Origin of the sequence: Pseudomonas sp. M2(2023), from assembly GCF_030263955.1 — a bacterium.
Classification (GTDB): domain Bacteria; phylum Pseudomonadota; class Gammaproteobacteria; order Pseudomonadales; family Pseudomonadaceae; genus Aquipseudomonas; species Aquipseudomonas asiatica.
On the sequence record NZ_CP127114.1, the window covers coordinates 3,059,137 to 3,082,448 of the forward strand.

The 23,312-nt window shown below is 64.7% G+C and carries 16 protein-coding genes; 7 read left to right on the plus strand and 9 right to left on the minus strand.

From position 1 onward, the window contains the following. Positions 1–233: 233 nt before the first annotated feature. On the minus strand, positions 234–1,793 hold the full coding sequence (ilvA, locus tag QN085_RS14135; protein ID WP_015270558.1) for a threonine ammonia-lyase, biosynthetic: 1,560 nt from the start codon (positions 1,791–1,793) through the stop codon (positions 234–236). Positions 1,794–1,974: 181 nt separating this feature from the next. Further along, positions 1,975–2,406 carry a PACE efflux transporter gene (locus tag QN085_RS14140; RefSeq protein WP_003259966.1) on the minus strand — a complete coding sequence of 144 codons (432 nt, stop codon included), beginning with the start codon at positions 2,404–2,406 and terminating at the stop codon, positions 1,975–1,977. Between the two features lie 193 nt (positions 2,407–2,599). On the opposite strand from QN085_RS14140, the gene nfrB reads away from it, so the two are divergent. The 4 genes from nfrB (at position 2,600) to QN085_RS14160 (ending at position 9,846) form a co-directional block, all read left to right on the plus strand. After that, a complete protein-coding gene (gene nfrB / locus QN085_RS14145; protein WP_038409713.1) occupies positions 2,600–4,774 on the plus strand; it encodes a cyclic di-3',5'-guanylate-activated glycosyltransferase NfrB in 2,175 nt (724 codons plus the stop codon). Beyond that, entirely contained in the window at positions 4,771–7,776 is a 3,006-nt protein-coding gene (locus QN085_RS14150; RefSeq protein WP_041505908.1) for a phage receptor, read from the plus strand. The genes nfrB and QN085_RS14150 overlap by 4 nt, the downstream gene beginning before the upstream one ends. Further along, complete coding sequence (locus QN085_RS14155) at positions 7,776–8,615, plus strand: DUF4434 family protein (protein WP_041505907.1); 840 nt, start codon at positions 7,776–7,778, stop codon at positions 8,613–8,615. Before QN085_RS14150 ends, QN085_RS14155 begins: the two co-directional genes overlap by 1 nt. A gap of 139 nt (positions 8,616–8,754) precedes the next feature. After that, entirely contained in the window at positions 8,755–9,846 is a 1,092-nt protein-coding gene (locus QN085_RS14160; RefSeq protein WP_023661513.1) for a GGDEF domain-containing protein, read from the plus strand. 116 nt (positions 9,847–9,962) lie between these two features. Here QN085_RS14160 and QN085_RS14165 read toward each other — a convergent pair whose 3' ends face one another. Beyond that, positions 9,963–11,261: an ATP-binding protein gene (locus QN085_RS14165; protein WP_013972839.1), complete on the minus strand. Its 1,299-nt coding sequence runs from the start codon at positions 11,259–11,261 to the stop codon at positions 9,963–9,965. A 6-nt stretch (positions 11,262–11,267) separates the two neighbouring features. Further along, complete coding sequence (locus QN085_RS14170; RefSeq protein ID WP_003259958.1) at positions 11,268–11,969, minus strand: response regulator; 702 nt, start codon at positions 11,967–11,969, stop codon at positions 11,268–11,270. A gap of 271 nt (positions 11,970–12,240) precedes the next feature. Between QN085_RS14170 and QN085_RS14175 the strand changes: the two genes are divergently transcribed. From QN085_RS14175 to mobA, 3 genes are all read left to right on the plus strand, one after another. Beyond that, positions 12,241–13,416, plus strand: a complete 1,176-nt coding sequence (locus QN085_RS14175; RefSeq protein ID WP_285686868.1) for an efflux RND transporter periplasmic adaptor subunit — start codon at positions 12,241–12,243, stop codon at positions 13,414–13,416. Between the two features lie 11 nt (positions 13,417–13,427). Further along, positions 13,428–16,556 (plus strand): multidrug efflux RND transporter permease subunit, encoded by a 3,129-nt coding sequence (locus QN085_RS14180; RefSeq protein ID WP_023661326.1) that lies wholly within the window; start codon positions 13,428–13,430, stop codon positions 16,554–16,556. Positions 16,557–16,617: 61 nt separating this feature from the next. After that, entirely contained in the window at positions 16,618–17,193 is a 576-nt protein-coding gene (gene mobA / locus QN085_RS14185) for a molybdenum cofactor guanylyltransferase MobA (RefSeq protein WP_023661325.1), read from the plus strand. Positions 17,194–17,386: 193 nt separating this feature from the next. Here mobA and QN085_RS14190 read toward each other — a convergent pair whose 3' ends face one another. From QN085_RS14190 to peaB, 5 genes are all read right to left on the minus strand, one after another. Further along, positions 17,387–18,340 carry an IS110 family RNA-guided transposase gene (locus QN085_RS14190; RefSeq protein ID WP_013973518.1) on the minus strand — a complete coding sequence of 318 codons (954 nt, stop codon included), beginning with the start codon at positions 18,338–18,340 and terminating at the stop codon, positions 17,387–17,389. A gap of 243 nt (positions 18,341–18,583) precedes the next feature. After that, positions 18,584–20,257 (minus strand): fatty acid CoA ligase family protein, encoded by a 1,674-nt coding sequence (locus tag QN085_RS14195; RefSeq protein ID WP_041505906.1) that lies wholly within the window; start codon positions 20,255–20,257, stop codon positions 18,584–18,586. A gap of 138 nt (positions 20,258–20,395) precedes the next feature. Beyond that, complete coding sequence (peaD, locus tag QN085_RS14200) at positions 20,396–21,517, minus strand: quinohemoprotein amine dehydrogenase subunit beta (protein ID WP_015270567.1); 1,122 nt, start codon at positions 21,515–21,517, stop codon at positions 20,396–20,398. Positions 21,518–21,549: 32 nt separating this feature from the next. After that, positions 21,550–21,873 (minus strand): quinohemoprotein amine dehydrogenase subunit gamma, encoded by a 324-nt coding sequence (gene qhpC / locus QN085_RS14205; protein ID WP_004375838.1) that lies wholly within the window; start codon positions 21,871–21,873, stop codon positions 21,550–21,552. 1 nt (position 21,874) lies between these two features. Beyond that, positions 21,875–23,305, minus strand: a complete 1,431-nt coding sequence (gene peaB / locus QN085_RS14210; RefSeq protein ID WP_013972844.1) for a quinohemoprotein amine dehydrogenase maturation protein — start codon at positions 23,303–23,305, stop codon at positions 21,875–21,877. Between the last annotated feature and the right edge of the window lie 7 nt (positions 23,306–23,312).

Genomic DNA, 23,312 nt, shown 5'->3' on the forward strand with positions numbered 1-23,312 from the left:
CACCCTCTACCGGCACACACAAAACCTTGTAGGAGCGGCCTTGTGTCGCGATGGGCTGCGAAGCAGCCCCGGCAATTCATGCACAAGTGCTGAAACCCAGGGGCCGCTTCGCGGCCCTTTCGCGACACAAGGCCGCTCCTACAGGTACAGCGACAACCTCAAGCCATGCGCCGTCCCTGTGGGAGCGGGCGTGCCCGCGAAGAGGCCCGTACAGGCTGAGTGAGGTTTGCGTATCAACCCAGGAACAGCTTGTACGCCGGGTTGTCGGTCTCATCCCAGTACCGGTACCCCATCTCATCCAGCGCCAGCGGCAACCCCGCCAACTCATCCCCCGGTACTTCCAGCGCCGCAAATACCCGTGCTTCTGCCGCGCCATGATTGCGGTAATGGAACAAGCTGATATTCCAGCGCTTGCCAAGCCGCTCCAGAAAGCCCAGCAAAGCCCCCGGGCGCTCGGGGAATTCGAAGCGCAGCACCCGCTCGTCAGCCCCGGGCGCGGCATGGCCGCCAACGGTATGGCGCACATGCAGCTTGGCCAGTTCGTTGTCGGTCAGGTCCAGCACGCTGTAGCCCTGCTCACGCAGGCTGGCCAGCAACTGCTCACGCGGGTCGTGTAGTGGGTGTGTCTGCACCCCAACGAACAGCCGCGCCTCCTTGCCAGGGTAATAGCGGTAGTTGAACTCGGTGATCTGCCGCTTGCCCAGGGCCTGGCAGAAGGCGCGGAAGCTGCCCGGCTGCTCCGGAATGGTGACAGCGATGATCGCCTCGCGCTGCTCGCCCAGTTCGGCACGCTCGGCCACATGGCGCAGGCGGTCGAAATTGACGTTGGCCCCGGAGTCGATGGCCACCAGGGTCTGCCCCTGCACGCCGTCGCGCGCCACATATTTCTTGATCCCCGCCACGGCCAGGGCGCCTGACGGCTCGGTGATCGAGCGGGTATCGTCGTAGATGTCCTTGATCGCCGCGCACAGCTCGTCGCTGCTCACGGTCACCACTTCATCAACGAAGTGCCGGCACAACTCGAAGCAATGGGCGCCGATCTGCGCTACCGCCACGCCATCTGCGAAGGTGCCGACCTGCGGCAGGATCACCCGCTCACCGGCCGCCATGGCAGCCTGCAGGCAGTTGGAGTCCTCCGGCTCGACGCCGATCACCTTCACCTCCGGGCGCAGGTACTTCACATAAGCGGCAATACCCGCAATCAGACCACCACCGCCCACTGGCACGAAGATGGCGTCCAGCGCACCCGGGCGCTGGCGCAGGATTTCCATGGCCACGGTGCCCTGCCCGGCGATCACATCCGGGTCGTCGAACGGTGGCACGAAGGTGGCGCCTTCGCTGTCGGCCAGTTTCAGCGCATGGGCCAAGGCATGGGGGAAGCTCTCGCCGTGCAGTACTACATGACCACCGCGCGAGCGTACACCCTCCACCTTCAGCGACGGCGTGGTGGTAGGCATGACGATGGTGGCCTTCATGCCCAGGTGCGATGCCGCCAGGGCCACGCCCTGGGCATGGTTGCCCGCAGAGGCGGTGATCACCCCGCGCTCGCGCTGCACGGTACTCAGCCGTGACAGGCGGGTATACGCACCGCGGATCTTGAACGAAAAGGTAGGCTGCAGGTCTTCCCGCTTCAGCAATACCTGGTTGCCCAGGCTGGCAGACAACGCAGGCGCAGCTTGCAAAGGCGTTTCGATGGCCAGGTCGTACACCGGGGCGGCAAGAATGCGCCGCACCTGCTCCGACAGCAGTTGCTGGGGGGTGACGGTAGAACGAGGGCTGACGAAGCTGGTCATCGATGACTCCTTGGCTGTGTTCACGTTGCCCAGGAGTCAGAGAGAAGAAACCCGCCTCCAGGGCGGGTTCGGTGCACGTACGCGCTAGCCCGCCAAACTGATAATGGCGGTAATAATAATGGCGTTGACGTGCTGGAAAGTTTTCATGGGGTAGGAACTTAGCCGGTAGCGCAGCACAAAGTCAACACTTGGCCTGCTGCGCCGAAAGCGGCACATCGAATACCTTGTCGAAGCCCCACTGGAAGACAAACGCATAAACGAAGAAAAACACGAACAACGCCAGGTTGGTCAGCAACGCCGCCCACAGGCTGACATCCAGCCAGTACGCCACCAGCGGCAGCAGGATCAGCACCAGCCCGCCCTCGAAGCCCAGCGCATGCAGCAGGCGCCGCAGGAACGTGCGCTCACGCCGGTGCTGGCGCGCTTCCCAGCGTTCGAACACCCAGTTGTAGGCCATGTTCCAGCTCATCGCGATGCCCGACATCAGCACCGACAGCACGGTCGACTGCGCCATGCCGGCACCAAACGCCAGCTCCAGCGCGGGCGCCACGCAGGCGACGGCGATGGCCTCGTAAAGGATGGCCTGGACGATCTTGCGTGCCTTGCCTTGCATGTTCAGCTCCCTGGGTAAACGACCTGTAAAACTACAAGAAGTGGCCCACAAGAAAAAGCCTGAAATTTGGACAACCCCGCGTTCGGCTGCTTGTATCTATCCAGTACAAACGGCAGCAAGTCGTACAACTTCGTCCAGGGAATCGAACGAGGATAAAGACGATGGCCCACCCCTTCCTGTCGGTGACCGGCAAATGAGCCTGGTATTCATCGACTTCCTCACCTACGTGCTGTTCGGCCTGAAGATCCTCGCGATCATCCTGGCCTCGCTGATGTTCCTGCTGGGTCTGGATGATCTGTTCATCGACCTGTGCTACTGGGGCCGCAAGCTGATCCGGCGCTTTCGCATCTACGACAAGTACGAGAAAGCCGACGAAAAACGCCTGTTCGAGGTACCGGAGAAACCGCTGGCCATCATGGTCCCGGCCTGGAACGAAGTGGGCGTGGTGGGCGAGATGGCGCGCCTGGCTGCCTCGACCATCGACTACGAGAACTACCAGATCTTCGTCGGCACCTACCCCAACGACCCGCAAACCCAGGCCGATGTCGACGCCGTGTGCCTGCACTACCCCAACGTGCACAAGGTGGTCTGCGCTCGCCCCGGCCCCACCAGCAAGGCCGACTGCCTGAACAACATCATCGACGCGCTGCTGCGCTTCCAGCAGGACGCCGGCATCGAGTTTGCCGGTTTCATCCTGCACGACGCCGAAGACGTGATCTCGCCCATGGAGCTGCGCCTGTTCAACTACCTGCTGCCGAACAAGGACATGATCCAGATCCCGGTGTACCCCTACGCACCGGAATGGAAAGGCTTCACCGCCGGCCACTATGTCGATGAGTTTGCCGAAAACCACGGCAAGGACGTGATCGTGCGCGAGGCCCTGACCGGCCAGGTGCCCAGCGCCGGGGTCGGCACCTGCTTCAGCCGCCGCGCCATCAGCGCGCTGCTCGAGGACGGTGACGGCATCGCTTTCGACGTGCAGAGCCTCACCGAAGACTACGACATCGGCTTCCGCCTGAAGCAGAAGGGCATGAAGTGCATTTTCGCCCGCTACTCCATCGCCGACCCGGCGCTGACCCTGAAGCAGGAATGGCGCCCGGGCATGAGCCGCGAATTTTCCCAGGTGATCTGCGTGCGCGAGCACTTCCCGCGCGACTGGCAGCATGCCATCCGGCAAAAGTCGCGGTGGATCGTCGGCATCGTGTTCCAGGGCACCAGCAACCTCGGCTGGAGTCGCAAGGGCGCGCTCAATTACTTCCTCTGGCGTGACCGCCGCGGCCTGTTCGCCTACCTGCTGAGTTTCCTGGTCAACCTGTTGCTGCTGGTGTTGCTGGCCATGTGGCTGGTCACGGTGATTGCGCCAGAGTCGTGGCGCTTCATGTCGATCCTCAGCGACAGCTGGCTGCTGACCACCCTGCTGTGGCTGAACGGGCTGATGCTGTTCAACCGCTTGTTCCAGCGCGCCTGGTTCGTCACCCGCTTCTATGGCATCGGCGAAGGGCTGCTGTCGGCACCGCGGATGATGTGGAGCAACTTCGTCAACTTTTTCGCCAACCTGCGTGCCCTGCGCCAGGTGATGGAAATGGGTGACTCGCGGCGCGTGGCCTGGGACAAGACCACCCACGAATTCCCCGCCATCGCTGCCCCCGCCCGCACGCCGCTGGGTCAGCGCCTGGTGGCCAAGGGCCTGATCAGCGACGAACAGCTGCAACAGGCGATCACCAGCCCGGTACGCCGGCGCCTGGGCCGCGAGCTGCTGCTGCGCGGCTGGCTGAACAGCGAACAGCTGGTCGCCACCCTGGCCGAGCAGATGGACCTGCCCTGGGCGCCGCTGAACCCATTCAAGCTCGACCCGCAGCTGATCGCCAAACTGCCGCGCAAGCTGGCGACGCACTATGGCGTGTTGCCGGTGGCCGAAGACGGCGACACGCTGGTACTGGCCAGCGAAAGCCCGGTCAGCCAGGTGTCGCTGGGGGTAATCAGCCGCCACCTGAAGCGCCCGGTCAGCGCCCGCCTGGCGCCGCAGGGCCGCGTCACCCTGGGCCTGCGCTATCACTACCCCAGCCCCTGGCAGAAGCCGGAAACCCGAGACATGCTCGCCATTCTGGAACGCCATCAGGACGACGAACAGCTGCTCGAACAGGTCAGCCATCACCAGGTAATGCTCGGCGCCCTGCTGCAGGTGCGCGGCATGGTCCCGGTCACTTTGTTCAACCAGGCGCTGATCGACTTCGACCCGGAACACCAGAGCCTCGGCGAGCACCTGATCGCCCGCGGCATCATCACCGAGCAGGTGCTGCAGCAGGCCCTGATCGAACAGGCCAGCGAACAGCAGGCCGCCTTTGACCTGACCCGGGAGGTGGCATGAAGCCGCGCTTTTCCCTCACCTTCACTGGCTTGTTGCTGTGTTCCGCCGCCCTGCCCTGCGCCGCTTCGGCGCCGATGACCGACTTTCAGCGGTTCACCAGCTACCCGTTCATGGAGCGCAGCTACCGCGAAGCGAAGAAGGACAACTGGGCCGAGGTCGAACGCCTGACCCGCCACGTGCTGGGCCGGGTGCCGAACAACGACGAAGCGCGTGCACTGCTGGTGGAGGCACTGGCTCACCAGCGCCGCTACAAGGAGGCCGAAGCCCTTGCCGAACAACTGGGTGACAGCCCCGAACACGCCAACGCCCTGCTGGAACTGCGCTTGACCTGGATCGAACAGGACCCACCGCCGGCCAGCCAGGTGGAACAATGGCTGGCCAGCAGCGACGGCGCTCAACGGGTGCGCCTGTGGCAGGCCTACAGCCTGAGCCTGGCCAGATTCGGGGGTGCTGCCAGGGCGCTGGACTGGCTCAATCATCTGCCGGCACAGGGGGACGGCCAGGTTCTGCGCCTGGCCCGGGCCAACTTCGCCGAACAACTGCGCAACTGGAAGGAGACCATCGAACAGCTGCAGCCGCTGGCCGAGCAGGGCCAGTTGCCGGCGCAAGACTGGCAACGCCTGGCCAATGCCTACATCCAGCAAGTGGATGAGAAAGGGCTGAAAGCACTGCTGCCCAGCGCCCCCTCCCCCGACGCAGCCAACCAGGCTCGCCTGGCCATGGCCAACCGCGCCATTGCCGTCGGCCATAACCAGCAGGCACAGCGTTGGCTTCAGGCGTTGCCCACCGCAGAGCTGAACCAGCCCGAGCAGCGCCAGCAACTGTGGGAGCTCGCCCGCGAAGGCGACGACGCACCGCTGGTACAGCGCCTGAGCAACGAACTGCAACGGCCCTGCCTGGAAACCGTGGACTGGTTGTCGCTCCACGATCCGCAGCTGGCACGCGAGCAGTTCAAGGGCTGCACAGCCAGCACCGCCCCCAGGGCCTACGCCGTGCTCAAGCAACGCCTTTACGGCGACCCGCCCCAGCCCCCGCAACCACGTACCGCCGCCGAGTGGGAGCAACGCTATCGACAGAGCGGCGACATGGCCGTACTGGAGCAAACCACCTTCCTGCTGATGCAGCAAGGCCATGACGAACACGCCCGGCAATTGCTGGAGCAGGCCTACGATCGCCACCAGGGCCGCCTTGCACCGTCGCTGCTGCAGCGCCTTGGCAACCTGTATGCGCGTAACGACGGCCCGCTGGACGCCCGCCGCATGCTCGGCCTGGTCCCTCGGGTCAACGCCACTACCCGGGCCCAGTTGCTCGGCCGCCTTGCCGAGGCTGGCCAGTGCGATGCCGTGCACCAGGCAGTACCGGCCACCCCGAGCGAACCTGGCCAGTACCGCGCCCTGGGCCGCTGCGCCATGCCCGACCAGCCAGGCGAAGCGGTGGTCTACTACCAGGCCGCCGAGCGCCTGGGCGACAGCGGGAGCCGCCTGCCCCTGGCCTATGCCCTGGAAGCCGCAGGCGACTCCGAAGCGGCCCTGCCCATCTGGCGCACCCAGCCCGACAGCGCCTGGACCGACAACGCCCGCCTCACTGCCGCTCGCGGCGCGTTGAACGCCGGCGACGCACAAGCGGCCCGGCGCTATTGGGACGCCGCCGCGCACGACAGCGCCGACGACTGGGCCCTGGGTGCCGCCATCGCCCAGCGCCAAGGCGATTACCAGGCGGCGCTGGGCTTCCAGCGCCAGGCCCTGGCACACAACCCGCGGGCCGACCACTACTACGCGGCCTCCAGCACCGCGCAACTGGCTGGCGACAGTGCCCAGAGCAGCGCCTGGCTGGCAGAAGCCGTGCGCCTGGCTCCCGACCAGCCACGCTACCGCGCCGACTACGGCATGCGCCTGGCCGGCTCGACGTACAAGGCCCAGCGCCGCCAGTCGATCCCCTACCTGGAACGCGCCACCCAAGACTTCCCCGAGGACTACCGCCTTGGCGAGACGCTGGCCTTGCGCTATGACGAAGCCGAAGACAGCGCTTCGGCGCGCCGCGAACTGCGCCGCATCCTCGATGTGGAGCAGGAGCTGGTCGACGGCGACGACGAATACGGCAGCCTGGAAGCCCGCAAGTACCGCCAGCGCCGCGCCCACGAAAGCCTGTCGCGGCGCGACACCATCACCCTGGCCAGCACCTGGTCGCCGGCCGGCACCTCGACCAACGACAAGTTCCTCGACAATGGCCAGCGCAGCGGCACTTCACGCCGCGCGCAATCGCAGAACGTGCAACTGGCCATGTGGGACCACGCCCTGGGCGAAGAGCCCAGCCGCAACGGCAGCACCCTGTCGGTGTATGGCCGCGTGCTGTTCGGTGGGCAAAGCCGCACCGACTACGCGCAAAGCATGGGTACCGGTGTCGGCCTGCGCTACAAACCATTCGGCCAGGCCAACCTCAACCTGTATGCCGAGCTGTACCACCAGCGTCAGATCGACGAGGAACACTACCGCGGGCTGAGCCTGGGCCAACTGCTGAGCCCGGCCAAGGTCGGCGGCAACTGGGGCGACCTGCGTCACCACGCCGAATCGAGCAACGACCTGCTGTTGCGGGCCACCGCTTCTTTCCTCGACCAGGGCGACTGGCGCAACGACTGGCGGGTCGATGAAGACGACTGGAACGAACGCTTCCTCTACCTTGACGCCGCCTGGTGGACCCGCGCCGGCGACCACGCCTGGCTGTCGCGCTACCAGCAGGGCCACGCCTGGAAGCTGCCGGGCAGCTCGCCGCAAACCATCATGCCCTATGGTTTTGTCGAGTTTTCCAGCCAGGACCCGAGCAACGACTGGCGCCAGGACGCTCGGGCCGGGGTGGGCGTGCGCTGGCAGTGGTGGTTCGATGATGACCGCTACAACGCCTACCGCGGTTCGCTGAAAGTGCGTGCCGAGTACCAGCAATCGCTGGGCGGCAATCTATACGAGCGCGCCAATGGCGTGCTGGTCGGTGCGGAGATGACCTTCTGATGCGTACGTTCCTGGCCCTCTGCCTGGTTGCCCTGTGCCTGCCAGCCAGCGCAGACCAGCGCCTGTTCTACCAACCCCTCAACCGCGACGCCAATGTCACCCCCGCCCAGTGGCAGCAACTGTGGCACGCCACCGTGGCCCAGGGCGGCAAAACCCTGATCGTGCAGTGGAGCGCCTATGGCGACAGCGATTTCGGCGGTGCCCGCGGCTGGCTGGCCGACAGCCTGCGCAGCGCGCGTGCCCAGGGCCTGCAACTGGTGCTGGGGCTGTACATGGACCCGGCCTATTACCAGCGCATCGACGAGCTGGACGGTGAAGGCCTGAACAGTTACTGGAAGGCGCAGCTGGGGCGCTCGCTCAGCCAGTACCGGCAACTGCGCCAGGCGTGGCAGTTGCCGGTGGACGGCTGGTACCTGCCCATGGAACTGGACGACCATCACTTTCGCGAGGCCGAGCGCCGGGATGCCCTGCACAGCCAGTTGCAGGCCTTCAACCGGCAACTGGACAAGCCTTTGCACATCAGTGCTTTCAGCGCCGGCAAACTCTCACCGCGGGTCAATGCCGCATGGCTGGATCAACTGGCCGGGTTGGGCTTGACTGTGTGGTGGCAGGATGGCGCCGGGACCGGGCGCTTGCCCGCGTTGGTGCGCCAAGGCTACGAGCAGGCCTTGCCGTGCCGGGTTGGCGTGGTGCGCGAGGCGTTCCGCCAGGTGAGCGCGCCAGGCCAGGCGTTTCGGGCTGAGCCTGCCCAGCCGAAGCTGGGCGCCGGGTGCCATGCCGAGGCGGTGTTCGACCTGCGTTACCGGCCATGGGCCCGGGGTGTTCTGCCCACCAATTGAGTCTCCAGGCCTGGCCTCTTCGCGGGTAAACCCGCTCCCACAGGGACCGCACAGATTTCCAGCGCTGTGGAAGACCTGTGGGAGCGGGTTTACCCGCGAAAGGGCCGGGCCTGGCATAGCAGTACTCACAGGAGCCCGCATGTTCAAGACCATCGAAGCCCACGTTCGCAAACAGGTCGCCCCCGCCGCCCTGCGCGCCGAATTCCGCCAGCACGAATTCGAGGTCATGCGCCCGTTCTGCCTGTTGGTATTCTGCGTCAGCATCCTGATCTGGCTGGTCTTCGACCTGATCGTCAGCTTCCTCGGCGGCCAGGGTTTCACCTGGCTGTCCTATCTGTTCATCACCCTGCTCGGCAGCCTCACCGTGGTACTGCGGTTCACCCGTCGCAGCCATCACTTCGATGTACTCAACCTGCTATTCATCGCCGCCATCACCCTGGGCATGCGCCTGGTGATCGAAGGCATCCCGGTGGCCCAGCGCCCGGTATGGCTGGTGCTCGGGGTGTCCACCGTGCTGTATGCCGTGTCGGTGCTACCGGTGCGGCGCTGGTCGTTCTTCTGCGCCATGGCCATCACCTGGGTGGTGCTCAACCCGTTCTACCACACCCGTATCGGGCCGGACGAACTCGAAGGCGCCATGCTGATCAGCTACGCGGTGTTCCTCAGCGGCCTGGTCATCTACAGCTACCTGCAGATGCGCAAGGCCAAGCTGCACAACTTCTACCTGTCCAAGGTGCTGCTGGACCAGGCCTATGTCGATGCCCTGACCGAAATCCCCAACCGCCGTTCGTTCATGGCCCAGGCCGGCCACCAGCTGCGCCTGGCCACGACCGAGCAGTACCTGGCGATGATCGACATCGACAACTTCAAGCGGGTGAATGACCGTTTTGGCCATGACGTGGGCGATGAAGTACTCAAGCGCGTGGCCCTGCATATCAAGGCGAGCATGGCCGGTTACGAGTTTGCCCGACTGGGTGGTGAAGAATTCGCGATCTTTTTCCAGGGGCTGGACCAGCAAGGCGCCGAGCAACGAGTGGCGGCGCTGTGCCAACGAGTACGTGAAGATGTTGGCGAACACCCGGTAACCATCAGCATTGGCCTGGCCCGGGTGGACCAGGGCGACAGCCTGACCACGGCGCTGGTGCGCGCCGACCAGGCGCTGTACGAGGCCAAGCACAGTGGCAAGGACCGGTTTGTGCTGTGGTCTGCCCGGCTGGCAGAAAGTGATTAGCAGGCCCGGCCCTTTCGCGGGTAAACCCGCTCCCACAGGTGCTCCACAGTGTGTGAAATCTGTACGGCCCTTGTAGGAGCGGGTTCACCCGCGAAAGGGCCGGCACAGGCACCCCATCACCCGGCAGGCAAGCGAATCCGGAACTGCGCGCCCCCCAGCGCCGACTGCGCCACGGTCAAGGTGCCACCCTGCCCCTCGATCGCCCGCCGGCTGATCGCCAAGCCCAGGCCAAACCCGCCGGTATTGCGGTCACGGCTACGGTCCAGGCGGTAGAACGGCTGGAAAATCCGCTCGCGCTCCTCCACCGGAATACCAATCCCGTCATCCTCCACCGTCACCAGGCAGGCGCCATCGTCTTCCAGGCGCAAGCGCAGCAACAGGCTCTCGTCGCAGTAACGCATGGCATTGCGCACCAGGTTCTGCACCGCCCGTGCCGTCAGCCGTGGGTCCAGCACAAAACGCGGCAAATCTCCCTCGGCCCGCACCTCCCACTGGATACCCCGGCCATCGAGTTCCTCGGCAAAGCCGCCGAGCACGCTGTCGACCAGCTCCAGCAACGACACCTCGACCCGCTCGCGGGCCTGGTCGGCGTTGTACAGCCGGCTGTAGGACAACAGCTCCAGTACCAGCTCATCCAGCTCACGCACATGCCCCACCAGCTCCAGCAGGCGCTTGCGGCTGGCCGGCGGCACTTCGTCGAACAGCAGCACCAGGCCGAAGTCCAGCCGGGTCAACGGCGTGCGCAACTCGTGCGACACCGCATTGAGCAGCTCGCGCTGCTGGTTCACGTGGCGTTCCAGGTCACTGGCCATGGTGTCGAACACCCCGGCCAGTTCACCGATGTTGGAGTGCGGCGAGATGTGCGTACGCTCGGCCATCTGCCCCTGGCCCAGGCGCCGGGCGGTTTCCTTGAGGCGCTCCAGGTCGCGCCAGTGCGGCCATACCCACAGCAGCAGGCAACCGAGCATGGCTGCACCGATCAGTACGGTCACGCCCCACGACAGCACGTTGATATCCAGCGGGTCTGGCGGTGAGTGCAGGCGCACCAGCCATTCCTTGTCCAGCGGCGCCAGCACCGTCTCGTAGTAGCCCCATTCGGCAATGCGCACGGCGTACAGGCCGTGCTCCAGGCGCGCCTGCTCGTCCTCGCTCAGGTCAGCCTGGTCCATGCGCAGCAGTTGCAGTTCCAGCGGTGCGAAATCACTGGCCAGCTCTTGCTCCACCGCCGGCCACTGCTCGCGCGGGGCCTGGCGGAACTGGCGCACGATAAGCGACTGCACGCCCTTGGCCTGGTCCAGGTTGTAGGCCATGAAGCGGTCCTGGAACAGGCCGACGATGGTGTCGGGGATGAACAACAGCGCACCGGCATAGGCAACGATGATCACCAGGTACAGCCGCACCAGAATCTTCAGCATGGGCGGTCAACACTCCCACTCGACACGGCTGAACAGGTAGCCCTTGCCCCACACGGTCTTGATCTTGCGCGCTTCGCCGGCGTTATCGTCGAACTTGCGCCGCAGCTTGGAGATGGCCACATCCACCGAGCGGTCGGTGCCGTTGAACTCGATACCCCGCAGTTGCTGCAGGATGCGGTCGCGGTTCAGCACTTCGCCGGCATTGCGCGCCAGTACCACCAGCAGGTTGTACTCGCCGCTGGACAGCTCCACCTCTTCGCCACGCCAGCTCACGGTGCGCTCGGCCAGGTCGATGCGCAGGCCACCGATCAGGATCAGGTCGTTGTCCAGGCGCGGCTCGTTGACGCTGCTGCGACGCAGCAGGGTACGCACGCGGGCCAGCAGTACACGCGGTTCGCAGGGTTTGGTCACGTAGTCGTCGGCGCCCATTTCCAGGCCCAGGACCTGGTCGTGGCTGTCGTCGCGGGCGGTCAGCATCAGGATCGGCAGGCCTTGCGATTCCTGGCGCAGCAGGCGGCACAGCTGCAGGCCGTCGATGCCTGGCAGCATCAGGTCGAGGATGACCAGGTCGGGCTTTTGCCGGCGGTACTCGTCAAGCACATGATCGCCACGGGCGATCACCTGGACATGGAAGTCGTTGCGTTGCAGGTAGCTGGCGATCAGTTCGGACAGGGCGCTGTCGTCTTCGACCAGGAAAATATTCGGCATAGGCGCTTGGAAGTCTGGGTTGTGGTAGGCCTTGCCGGCCTCTTCGCGGGTAAACCCGCTCCCACAGGGACTGCACAGGTTCCAGTGCTGTGCGGTCCCTGTGGGAGCGGGTTTACCCGCGAAGAGGCCGGTACAGGTACACGCAGAATATAGAACCCTACAGGTCGAGAGGATTGTTCTTCACACTTTTTCACACTCGTCCTACAGGTATTAACAGCCACGCAAGGAACGCCTGCCGTAGCATACCGGCGGTCATCATCGGAAGATCCGTATGTCTACTACCCTCCCCCCACGCTTGCGCCCGTTGGCGCTTCTGGCGTTCCTGAGCCTGTCCCTGGCCGGCTGCGACGACAGCGCCGAACAGGAAGAACAGGCCCCCACCCCGCAAGTGCGGGTGGAAACCCTGCAACTGCAGCCACTGGCCATCAGCAGTGAGCTAAGCGGCCGTATCCTCGCGCCGCGCACCGCCGAAGTGCGAGCACGTGTCGCGGGCGTTGTGCTCAAACGGGTGTATCGCGAAGGCAGCGACGTCAAGCAGGGCGATGTGCTGTTCCTGATCGACCCGGCGCCGTTCAAGGCCGACCACGACAGCGCCCGCGCCACCCTGGCCAAGGCCTTGGCCACCCTGTACCAGGCACGCCTGCAGGAGCAGCGCTACCGCGAACTGGTCGACGACAAAGCCGTCAGCCGCCAGGAGTACGACAACGCCAAGGCCAGCTACCTGCAGGCCGATGCCGCAGTGGCCGAGGCCAGGGCCGCCCTGGAACGCGCCCGCCTCAACCTCGGCTACGCCACCGTGACCGCGCCGATTTCCGGCCGTATCGGCCGCGCCCAGGTCACCGAAGGTGCGCTGGTCGGGCAGAACGAGACCACGCCCCTGGCGACCATCCAGCAGCTGGACCCGATCCACGCCGATGTCACCCAGTCGACCCGCGAGCTCAACGCCCTGCGCCGCGCCATGCGTGCCGGCGAGCTGCAGCAGGTGGGCGACGGCCAGGCCCGGGCCACGCTGATCCAGGACGATGGCAGCACCTACCCGTTGCCGGGCAAACTGCTGTTCTCCGACATCAGCGTCGACCCCAGCACCAACCAGATCACCCTGCGCAGCGAGTTCCCCAACCCGGACCTCGACCTGCTGCCCGGCAGCTACGTGCGCGTGCGCCTGGAGCAGGCCGTGCAGCCCAAGGGCCTGAGCGTGCCGCAGCGCGCCATCCTGCGCGACAGCGCTGGCGTGCCCAAGGTGCTGGTGGTCGACCCGCAGGCCCGGGTCAGCGACCGCCAGGTAGTACTGGGCAGCGCCCAGGGCGACCGCTGGATCGTCAGCGAAGGCCTGGCCCCCGGCGAGCGGGTGGTGGTCGAGGGCCTGCAACACGTCAAGGCCGGTGACCAGGTGCAGGTCGACAATGCATCAGGGGCATCGCCCATCGCACAGCACACTGGCCAGTGAGGGCCTGATTCATGCCGCAATTCTTCATCGACCGCCCGGTATTCGCCTGGGTGGTCGCCCTGTTCATCCTGCTGGCCGGTGCCCTGGCCATCCCGCAACTGCCGGTGGCCCAGTACCCCAACGTGGCCCCGCCGCAGGTGGAAATCTACGCCGTGTATCCGGGCGCTTCGGCGGCGACCATGGACGAGAGCGTGGTCAGCCTGATCGAGCAGGAGCTCAACGGCGCCGACAACCTGCTGTACTTCGAGTCGCAGAGCAGCCTGGGCAGCGCCACCATCACCGCCACCTTCGCCCCGGGCACCAACCCGGACCTGGCCCAGGTCGACGTACAGAACCGCCTGAAGGTGGTCGAGTCGCGCCTGCCGCGCCCGGTAACCCAGCAAGGCCTGCAGGTGGAAAAGGTCTCCACCGGTTTCCTGCTGCTGGCCACCCTCACCTCCGAAGATGGCAAGCTCGACGAAACCGCCCTGTCGGATATCCTCGCGCGCAACGTGATGGACGAAATCCGTCGCCTCAAGGGCGTCGGCAAGGCCCAGCTGTACGGTTCGGAACGCGCCATGCGCATCTGGATCGACCCGCGCAAGCTGATCGGCTTCAACCTCACGCCCAACGACGTGGCCGAGGCCATCGCCGCGCAGAACGCCCAGGTGGCCCCCGGCAGCATTGGTGACCTGCCCATCCGTGGCACTCAGGAAATCACCGCCAACGTGGTGGTCAAGGGCCAGCTGAGCACCCCCGAGGAGTTCGCCGGGATTGTCCTGCGTGCCAACCCGGACGGTTCCACGGTGACCATCGGCGATGTCGCCCGGGTCGAGATCGGTGCCCAGGAGTACCAGTACGGCACGCGCCTGAACGGCAAGCCGGCCACCGCCTTCAGCGTGCAGCTGTCGCCGGGCGCCAACGCCATGGAAACCGCCACCCTGGTGCGGGCGAAGATGCAGGACCTGGCGCGCTACTTCCCCGAAGGCGTCAAGTACGACATCCCCTACGACACCTCGCCATTCGTCAAGGTGTCGATCGAGCAGGTCATCAACACCCTGTTCGAAGCCATGCTGCTGGTGTTCGCGGTGATGTTCCTGTTCCTGCAGAACCTGCGCTACACCCTGATCCCAACCCTGGTGGTGCCGGTGGCCCTGATGGGCACCTTCGCCGTGATGTTGGCCATGGGCTTCTCGGTCAACGTGCTGACCCTGTTCGGCATGGTGCTGGCCATCGGCATCCTGGTCGACGATGCCATCGTGGTGGTGGAGAACGTCGAGCGGATCATGGCCGAAGAAGGCCTGCCGCCCAAGGAGGCCACGCGCAAGGCCATGGGCCAGATCAGCGGCGCGATCGTCGGCATTACCCTGGTGCTGGTGGCAGTGTTCCTGCCCATGGCCTTCATGCAAGGCTCGGTGGGGGTGATCTACCAGCAGTTCTCGCTGTCGATGGCAGTGTCGATCCTGTTCTCGGCGTTTCTCGCCCTCAGCCTGACCCCGGCGCTGTGTGCCACCCTGCTCAAGCCGGTGGCCAAGGGCGAGCACCACGAACGCAAGGGCTTCTTCGGCTGGTTCAACCGGCGCTTCGAGGGCATGAGCAACGGTTACCAGCGCTGGGTGGTGCAGGCACTCAAGCGCAGCGGCCGCTACCTGCTGGTATACGCGTTGCTGCTGGCGGTGCTGGGTTATGGCTTCAGCCAGCTGCCCACGGCGTTCCTGCCCACCGAAGACCAGGGCTACACCATCACCGATATCCAGCTGCCGCCAGGCGCCAGCCGCATGCGCACCGAACAGGTGGCGGCACAGATCGAGGCGCACAACGCCGAAGAGCCCGGCGTGGGTAACACCACCTTGATCCTGGGTTTCAGCTTCTCGGGCAGCGGGCAGAACGCGGCACTGGCCTTCACCACGCTCAAGGACTGGTCCGAGCGCGGTGCCGACGACAGCGCCCAGTCGATCGCCGATCGCGCGACCATGGCCTTTACCCAGCTCAAGGACGCCGTGGCCTATTCCGTGCTGCCACCGCCAATCGACGGCCTTGGCGAGTCGACCGGCTTCGAGTTCCGCCTGCAGGACCGCGGCGGCATGGGCCACGCCGAGCTGATGGCCGCCCGCGACGAGCTGCTGGCAAATGCCGGCAAAAGCAAGGTGCTGACCAACGTGCGCGAAGCCTCGCTGGCGGAAAGCCCGCAGGTACAACTGGAAATCGACCGCCGCCAGGCCAACGCCCTGGGCGTATCGTTTGCCGATATCGGTTCGGTGCTGGACGTGGCCGTGGGTTCCAGCTACGTCAACGACTTCCCCAACCAGGGCCGCATGCAGCGGGTGGTGGTGCAGGCCGAAGGCGACCAGCGCAGCCAGGTCGAAGACCTGCTGAAGATCCACGTGCGCAACGACAGCGGCAAGATGGTGCCACTGGGCGCCTTCGTCCAGGCCAGGTGGGTCAGCGGCCCGGTGCAGCTGACCCGCTACAACGGCTACCCGGCGGTGTCGATTTCCGGCGAACCGGCAGCCGGCTACAGTTCGGGCGAAGCCATGGCCGAGATCGAGCGCCTGGTGGCCCAGCTGCCGGCCGGTGCCGGCCTGGAATGGACTGGCCTGTCGCTGCAGGAGCGGCTGTCCGGCAGCCAGGCACCGATGCTGATGGCGCTGTCGTTGCTGGTGGTGTTCCTGTGCCTGGCAGCGCTGTACGAAAGCTGGTCGATCCCCACCGCAGTACTGCTGGTAGTACCGCTGGGCGTGCTCGGTGCGGTGCTGGCGGTGACCCTGCGCGGCATGCCCAACGACGTGTTCTTCAAGGTCGGCCTGATCACCCTGATCGGCCTGTCGGCGAAGAACGCCATCCTGATCATCGAGTTCGCCAAGAGCCTGGTCGACCAGGGCGTGGATGCTGCCGACGCTGCCGTGCAGGCCGCGCGCCTGCGCCTGCGGCCGATCGTGATGACCTCGCTGGCGTTCATCCTCGGCGTGGTGCCGCTGGCCATTGCCAGCGGCGCCAGCTCGGCCAGCCAGAAGGCGATCGGTACCGGGGTGATCGGCGGCATGCTCAGCGCCACCCTGGCTGTGGTGTTCGTGCCGGTGTTCTTCGTGGTGGTGATGCGCCTTGCCGGGCGACGCCAGGCGGGTAAGGCCGACACGCAGGCCGTGACCAGCGACAGCTGACTGGACAAGCCCCGCGTGAAATGGGAGGGTTCCCGGCATTGACTGCCCGGAACCCTTTTTCATGCCTGATGCCCTGCCCCCCTGCTCCATCCTCATTCTCGCCGGTGGCCGCGGCCAGCGCATGGGCGGCCGCGACAAGGGCCTGGTCGACTGGCAGGGCGAACCGCTGGTGGCGCATGTGCAGCGCGTGGTACGGCCGCTCAGCGATGACCTGGTGATTTCCTGCAACCGTAACCAGCAGGCCTACCAGGCGTATGCCGACCAGTTGGTGGGCGATGCCGAGGCGGACTACCCCGGGCCGTTGGCGGGGGTGATTGCCGGGCTCAAGGTGGCGCGGCATGAATGGGTGGTGCTGCTGGCCTGTGATGCACCGCTGGTTGACCGGGGGTTGATCGAGGACCTGCTGCACCTGGCAGTGACCAGTGACAGTGCGGCCATGGTGCGCCAGGGTGGGTACTGGCAGCCGATGTTCAGCGTGCTGCCACGCCGGGTGTTGCCGGTGCTGGAGCAGGCCTGGGTGGCGGGCGAGCGGAGTTTGCAGAAGGCCTTGCAGCGTGAAGCGGTGCAGGGGCTGGAATGTGTCGACGATGATCGCAGGTTGAGCAACTTCAACAGCCCGGAGTTGCTGCAGGGCTGAGGTCATTTGCTGCCTGTGCCGGCCTCTTCGCGGGTAAACCCGCTCCCACAGGTACTGTACAGTCCTCAAGGGCGTTGGAGACCTGTGGGGAGCATCTACTGCCTGCACTGGCCTCTTCGCGGGTAAACCCGCTCCCACAGGTTCTCCACTGCCCTTAAGGCCTGTGCAGTACCTGTGGGAGATTCTATGGTTTTCAGCAAGCCAGTTTCGCGCCTTTAGTGACGTATTCGTCCTGATTTTTCATCAGGGCGAATGCCACCCGCGCGAGCTTTCTTGCCAGGATTACCAAAGCTTGGGTTGTTGCTTTACCACTGCTCCGATGCTGTTCGTAAAGCCCTTTCCAGGCTGCCGATCTGCTGGCCGCCATCGCAGCGTTGTGCAATAAGCGACGAATTTCTGAACAACCTCGCTTGGTGAGGCGACGTCGCCCATTCTTCTGCCCGGAATCACTGACTCGTAAATCCATTCCTAGGAATGCAATGTACGAGTCACTGCTTTTGAACTCGCCCCTTGTAAAAGCCATCACCAATGCTGCGGCGGTGAGAAAACCAATGCCCTCTACTGCCTGGCAGCGAGCGACTTGTTCCTGTAGCCCAGCGTCTCGCAGTACTTCTTTAATCTTCTTTTGAATCAACTGATCCAGCCGATCTATCGACTTCACAAAAGTTTCGAAGGCGGCTTTCAAAAGGCTTTCGTTAGCCCAGCTCTGAGTCATTGCAGTACGAGCAGTCACCAAGGCGGCTCTGCGTCGCAAGAGGCTCTGAAGCTTGCCGTAGACAGCGGGAGGCGGGCTCCAAGGGCGAAGGTCCTCGCCTTCATTTTTTAAAAAACGGGACAACAACCGAGCATCGGAGGGGTCGGTTTTAACCCGTCCCCCAACACTTTTCCGGTAGTTGCTCAATTGAAAACCATCGATGACATAGACCTCGAAGCCTAGGCTGTGGGCCAATTCAACCAGGTCCAAGTGGTAGACATTGGTCGCCTCAACAGCGATAGCGGTGTTGAGGGTTTGTTGCTTGAGCCACCTTCTGATCTCGAGTTTGGAGTTTTTCAGCCTGATGATCTCGTCGCGATCATCGTGGTGGATAACCAGCTCAGCCTTCGCGACATCCGCACCCACGATCAACTTACCTACCTGCATTGCCATGGGCGGCTCCTCACGTTATGGTTTTTCGGCTTGAAGGGGTTTCACCAAGAGGCGCTGGCTTGCTTCTATCGTCGCTTGCAAACGATGCATTCTTTATCGGCGCTTTGGTGGAAGGGGTGGGGCGATGTCTCCCACGGTCTGTACTGCTGTGAACAGTCAGAATCGGGCATTTAGTCCCACCACCCCTTCAAGTCTAACCATACAAGCGGGTTTACCCGCGAAGAGGCCAGCACAGGCGACACCTCACCTGGCAGACAGCTCCTCGACACTGATCTCGCGCATGCGGAACTTCTGCACCTTGCCGGTCACCGTCATCGGGAACTCATCGACAAAGCGGAAGTACCGCGGCACCTTGAAGTGCGCGATCCGCGCCTTCGCCCAATCGCGCAGTTCCTCCGCGCTGGCCGTATGCCCCGGGTGCAGCCGCACCCAGGCCACAATCTCTTCACCGTACTTGCTGCACGGCACGCCAATCACCTGCACATCGGCCACCGCCGGGTGGGTGAAGAAGAACTCCTCCAGCTCGCGCGGGTAGATGTTCTCGCCGCCGCGAATGATCATGTCCTTGCTGCGCCCGACAATACGCACATAGCCCTGCTCGTCCATTACCGCCAGGTCGCCGGTGTGCATCCAGCCTTCCTCATCGATGCTTTCAGCCGTGGCCTTGGGGTTGTTCCAATAGCCCAGCATCACGCTGTAACCCCGCGTGCACAATTCGCCGATCTCGCCCCGCGCCAGCGTGTTGCCATCAGCATCGATCACCTTGTTCTCCAGCCTTGGCTGGGTGCGCCCGACGCTGGTCACGCGGCGCTCCAGGTCGTCGCTGGCGCCGGTCTGCAGCGACACCGGGCTGGTTTCGGTCATGCCGTAGGCAATCTGCACCTCGGCCATGTGCATCTCGCCGATAACCCGGCGCATCACTTCGATCGGGCAGGTGGCGCCGGCCATGATCCCGGTGCGCAGGCTGGACAGGTCGAACTCGCCGCGCTGGGGGTGGTCCAGTTCGGCGATGAACATGGTCGGCACACCATACAACGCCGTGGCCTTTTCTTCCGCCACCGCACGCAGGGTGGCCAGCGGGTCGAAGGCGTCGTTGGGGTAGATCAGGGTGCTGCCGTGGGTCATGCAGCCGAGGTTGGCCATGACCATGCCGAAGCAGTGGTACAGCGGCACCGGCACCACCAGCCGGTCATGCTCGGTCAGGCCCAGGCTTTCACCGACCATGTAGCCGTTGTTGAGGATGTTGCTGTGGCTGAGGGTGGCGCCTTTCGGGAAACCGGTGGTGCCCGAGGTGTACTGGATATTGATCGGGTCGTCGCAGCGCAGCTGTGCCTGGCGCTCGGCCAAGGCTTCGCGGCTGACGGCCGCGGCACGGGCCTGCAGGTCGTGCCAGGCGAGAAAGCCCGCCGGTGGCGCGACGGCCAGGCTGACCACACCGCGCAGTTCGGGGAAGCGTTCGCAGATCAGGGCGCCCGGCTGCCCGCCGGCCAGGCCCGGGACCAGGCCCAGCAGCATGGCGTGGTAGTCGGAGGTCTTGAACGCGTCGGCGCAGATCACCCAGCGGCAGCCGGACTGGCCCAGGGCGTAGTCCAGTTCGCTGGAGCGGTAGGCCGGGTTGATGTTGACCAGGATCGCGCCCACCTTGGCGCTGGCGAACTGGGTGATGCACCACTCTGCGCAGTTGGGTGCCCAGATGCCGAGGCGGTCACCGGGCTGCACGCCCAGGGCCATCAGCGCACGGGCGTGCTGGTCGACGGCTTCGGCCAGTTGCTGCCAGGTGTAGCGCAGTGCCTGGTGGCGGACGACCAGCGCGTCACGGTCGGGGAAGCGGGCGACGGTGGTGTCGAAGGCGTCGCCGATGCACTGGGTAAGCAGGGGTTTGTCCTGGTTGCCCTGGGAGTAGCTTGGCTGGGGCATGGGCGGTCTCTTGTTGTTCTTGTGTTGATTGAGCGGGCCTCTTCGCGGGTAAACCCACTCCCACAGGGACCGCACCACATTCAGCCCCTGTGGAGATCCTTGTAGGAGCGGTTTTCCCGCGAAGAAAGCAACACCGGTTTAACGGATGAACACCTGCGGCGTGGTGGTGGACATGTCCCCACCCGGCAACTTGATGTTCTTCACTTTCTCCAGCGTATCCGGGTTGAACACCGCCAGGTCATTGAAGGTGCCGCCCAGGTACAACTTGTCGCCTTTCTTGTCGAAGGCCACGCAGTAGTAAGTGTGGTCCAGATTCGCCGCCTTGATCAGCTTGCGCTGTTTGAGGTCGTACTTGGCCAGGCGGTTGAGCACGCCGTAGATCTGGTTCGGGTCTTTCGGCGAACGCAGCCCGGTGAAGTACAGCTCGGTCAGGTCGGCAAATTCCTGGGTGTGGGTCTTGCCGGTCTTCAGGTCGACGCTCAGGTAGCCATACAGCAGATCGGCGGTGGCCGGGTCCTGCTTGTCATCCTTGAACCTGGCAATGGTGTACAGCATCGAAAACTCGTGGCGCGGGCTCTGGTGCGGCCAGAAGTACAGCACGTCCGGGGCGCTGTAGCCTTTGCGGTTCCAGTTGCGCAGCGGCAAGGCCACCGTGTACTTGCCGGTCTTCACGTCCATCTTGTAGATGTCCGGCCCGGCGACGTACAGGCTGCCATCGTCCGCCGCTCGCATCAGGTACACCTGGCGCGGCATCGGGAAGGTGCGCACCGGCTTGGCCTCCAGGCCGTCGGCGGTGCTGAACACCTCCAGCCGCGGTGGCTTGACCACGTAGTGGTCGTTCAGGCGCTGGGTCGGGTTGACCGTGGCGTACACTTCCTTGCCGTCCGGGCTGATGGCGAACGAGTACATCGACCGGCCCACCTCACCCGGCACGCTGGACAGGTTGGCGTGGAAGGTGTTCTTGCAGGTGTCCAGGTCGATGCCGTAGATGTCGCCGTAGTGGTTGTTGAGCACGTAGGCGGTGCGGTTGTCCGGCGCCATCATCGCGGTGCCGGGGCCGAACTTGTCGGGCATCACGCAGCTCTTGTACACCGTGTCACTGGCCACATCGACCACGTGCAGGTTGTTCGGGTAGTTGGTCACGATCATGTATTCGTGGCCAGCCTTCAACGCCGGCCCGGTGTCGGCGGCCTGTACCAGCCCGGCACAGGCCGTGGCGGCGATGGTGAGCGCGAGTGACGCGCAGCGTCCAGCTTTCATGCGGTTTCCCCTTGTCATTCTTGTTGGGCCGGTCACTTGTCTTTCGGGAACACGGTGCCGAGGTTGCGCCAGTCTTCCGCCGAGTTGCTCGCCTGGGCGTTCCAGTCCTGGTAGGTGCTCATCATGTCCGGCACCTGGGCCGGCCACCAGCAAGGGTCGGAGCAGCCATACAGGTCGGCCTCCATCGGCTGGCACAGCGAGCTCACGCCACCAAAGGCGTCCACTTCCCAGCCCGGGTCGGTGGTGGCGGTGCAGCCCGCCACTGCGCTCATGGCCATGACTTCTTCGACGCGGTCTTCGGCGGCGGCCTGCTCGAGGATGCGCGCCTTGTTGTTCAGGGGCTTCAAGTGCTTCATGTCAGTGCGCCTTCCGCGGGGTGATGTAGCGATCGATGAAGGCCGGGTTGGCGGCCATGATGCGGCTGTAGACTTCGATGCCGAAGTCGACCCAGTCGCGCATCAGTTCGCAATAGTGGTAGGTCGGGTGCTGCGGGTCGCCATAGCGGGCATAGCTTTCGTGGTAGCAGCCGCCGGAGCACAGGTTGCGGATGCGGCAGCTGTCGCAGCCGGTGTTGCTGCGGTCCAGGCGCTGCGACAGGAAGTCGTTGAGCTGCGCCTGCTTCACGCCCTGGTGCACATTGCCGAAGGTCGGCAGGCTGGAGCCGGTGAAGCGGTGGCACAAGTTCAGCTCGCCCTCATGGTCCACGGCCAGCATCTTCAGCCCGGCGCCGCACGGCAGGGCCTTCTTGTGGCCCTCGTGGATGTCGGTGATCAGCTGGTGCAGGTTGGAGAAGCCGATGTTGCGGTGCTCCAGCGCAGCCTCCAGGTAACGCCGGCCCAGCGCCTTCATGTTGGCGAACACCTGAACCAGCTCTTCGCCGGTGAGGTTGAAGTTGGCCATGTCGCCGGAGGTGACCGGGGCAAAGCCGACTTCAGCGAAGCCCAGTTCGTTGAACAGGTGGTTCCAGATGGTCTCGACGTCGGTGATGCCACGGGTCAGCGTGACCCGTGCGCCCACCGGGCGGCTGTGGTAGCGCGACAGCAGCATGTCGACCTTGCGCCGCACCACGTCATAGGTGCCCTGCCCGCCCACGGTGATGCGGTTGCGGTCGTGCACGGTCTTGGGGCCGTCGATGCTGATCGACAGGCCGAAGCGATGGGCATTGAGCCAGTCGATGATCTCTTCGGTGAGCAAGGTGGCATTGGTGGTCATGATGAACTCCACCTGCTTGCCCGCCTCGGCGAAGCGCCGCTCGCAGTAGGCGACCATGTGCTCGATCAGTGGCCGGTTGGACAGCGGCTCTCCACCGAAGAACACCACGCTGTAGCGCTGCTCGTCGGGCGACTCCTTGAGCAGCATCTCCACCGAAGCCTCGGCGGTGGCAGTACTCATCTTCTTGCCCGCGGACGGTTTGTCCAGGTCTTCCTTGTAGCAGTAGGTGCAGCTGAGGTTGCAGCCGGTGTTGACGTTGAGCACCACGGTGTTCAGCGCCGTGCGCTCGACCTGCTTGAGGGCGATTTCCGGGGTCAGCGGCGAGCCGTCGCTGACCAGTTCCAGCGCGATCAGCTCGCGCAGGGTGTCCTGGATATCGCTGCCGGCAAACTGCTGGCCAAGGCGCTGCATCAGCTCCTCGGCCGAGCAGCCTTGCTGGCGCAGGGTGTCGATGATGCCGCCGGTCACCGCGTCGGCGGTGAACAGCGAACTGCTGGGGATATGGAACAGCATGCGGTCGGCGTCGACCTGCACTTCATGCAGGTTGCGTTCGACCAGGTTCAGTAGCGCGCCCATGGCGACC

What these genes read in the sequence shown, in the direction of transcription:
- ilvA (WP_015270558.1), bottom strand. Translation starts at nt 1,793, where the DNA reads ATGACCAGCTTCGTCAGCCCTCGTTCTACCGTCACCCCCCAGCAACTG.
- QN085_RS14140 (WP_003259966.1), bottom strand. Translation starts at nt 2,406, where the DNA reads ATGCAAGGCAAGGCACGCAAGATCGTCCAGGCCATCCTTTACGAGGCC.
- nfrB (WP_038409713.1), top strand. Translation starts at nt 2,600, where the DNA reads ATGAGCCTGGTATTCATCGACTTCCTCACCTACGTGCTGTTCGGCCTG.
- QN085_RS14150 (WP_041505908.1), top strand. Translation starts at nt 4,771, where the DNA reads ATGAAGCCGCGCTTTTCCCTCACCTTCACTGGCTTGTTGCTGTGTTCC.
- QN085_RS14155 (WP_041505907.1), top strand. Translation starts at nt 7,776, where the DNA reads ATGCGTACGTTCCTGGCCCTCTGCCTGGTTGCCCTGTGCCTGCCAGCC.
- QN085_RS14160 (WP_023661513.1), top strand. Translation starts at nt 8,755, where the DNA reads ATGTTCAAGACCATCGAAGCCCACGTTCGCAAACAGGTCGCCCCCGCC.
- QN085_RS14165 (WP_013972839.1), bottom strand. Translation starts at nt 11,261, where the DNA reads ATGCTGAAGATTCTGGTGCGGCTGTACCTGGTGATCATCGTTGCCTAT.
- QN085_RS14170 (WP_003259958.1), bottom strand. Translation starts at nt 11,969, where the DNA reads ATGCCGAATATTTTCCTGGTCGAAGACGACAGCGCCCTGTCCGAACTG.
- QN085_RS14175 (WP_285686868.1), top strand. Translation starts at nt 12,241, where the DNA reads ATGTCTACTACCCTCCCCCCACGCTTGCGCCCGTTGGCGCTTCTGGCG.
- QN085_RS14180 (WP_023661326.1), top strand. Translation starts at nt 13,428, where the DNA reads ATGCCGCAATTCTTCATCGACCGCCCGGTATTCGCCTGGGTGGTCGCC.
- mobA (WP_023661325.1), top strand. Translation starts at nt 16,618, where the DNA reads ATGCCTGATGCCCTGCCCCCCTGCTCCATCCTCATTCTCGCCGGTGGC.
- QN085_RS14190 (WP_013973518.1), bottom strand. Translation starts at nt 18,340, where the DNA reads ATGGCAATGCAGGTAGGTAAGTTGATCGTGGGTGCGGATGTCGCGAAG.
- QN085_RS14195 (WP_041505906.1), bottom strand. Translation starts at nt 20,257, where the DNA reads ATGCCCCAGCCAAGCTACTCCCAGGGCAACCAGGACAAACCCCTGCTT.
- peaD (WP_015270567.1), bottom strand. Translation starts at nt 21,517, where the DNA reads ATGAAAGCTGGACGCTGCGCGTCACTCGCGCTCACCATCGCCGCCACG.
- qhpC (WP_004375838.1), bottom strand. Translation starts at nt 21,873, where the DNA reads ATGAAGCACTTGAAGCCCCTGAACAACAAGGCGCGCATCCTCGAGCAG.
- peaB (WP_013972844.1), bottom strand. Translation starts at nt 23,305, where the DNA reads ATGGGCGCGCTACTGAACCTGGTCGAACGCAACCTGCATGAAGTGCAG.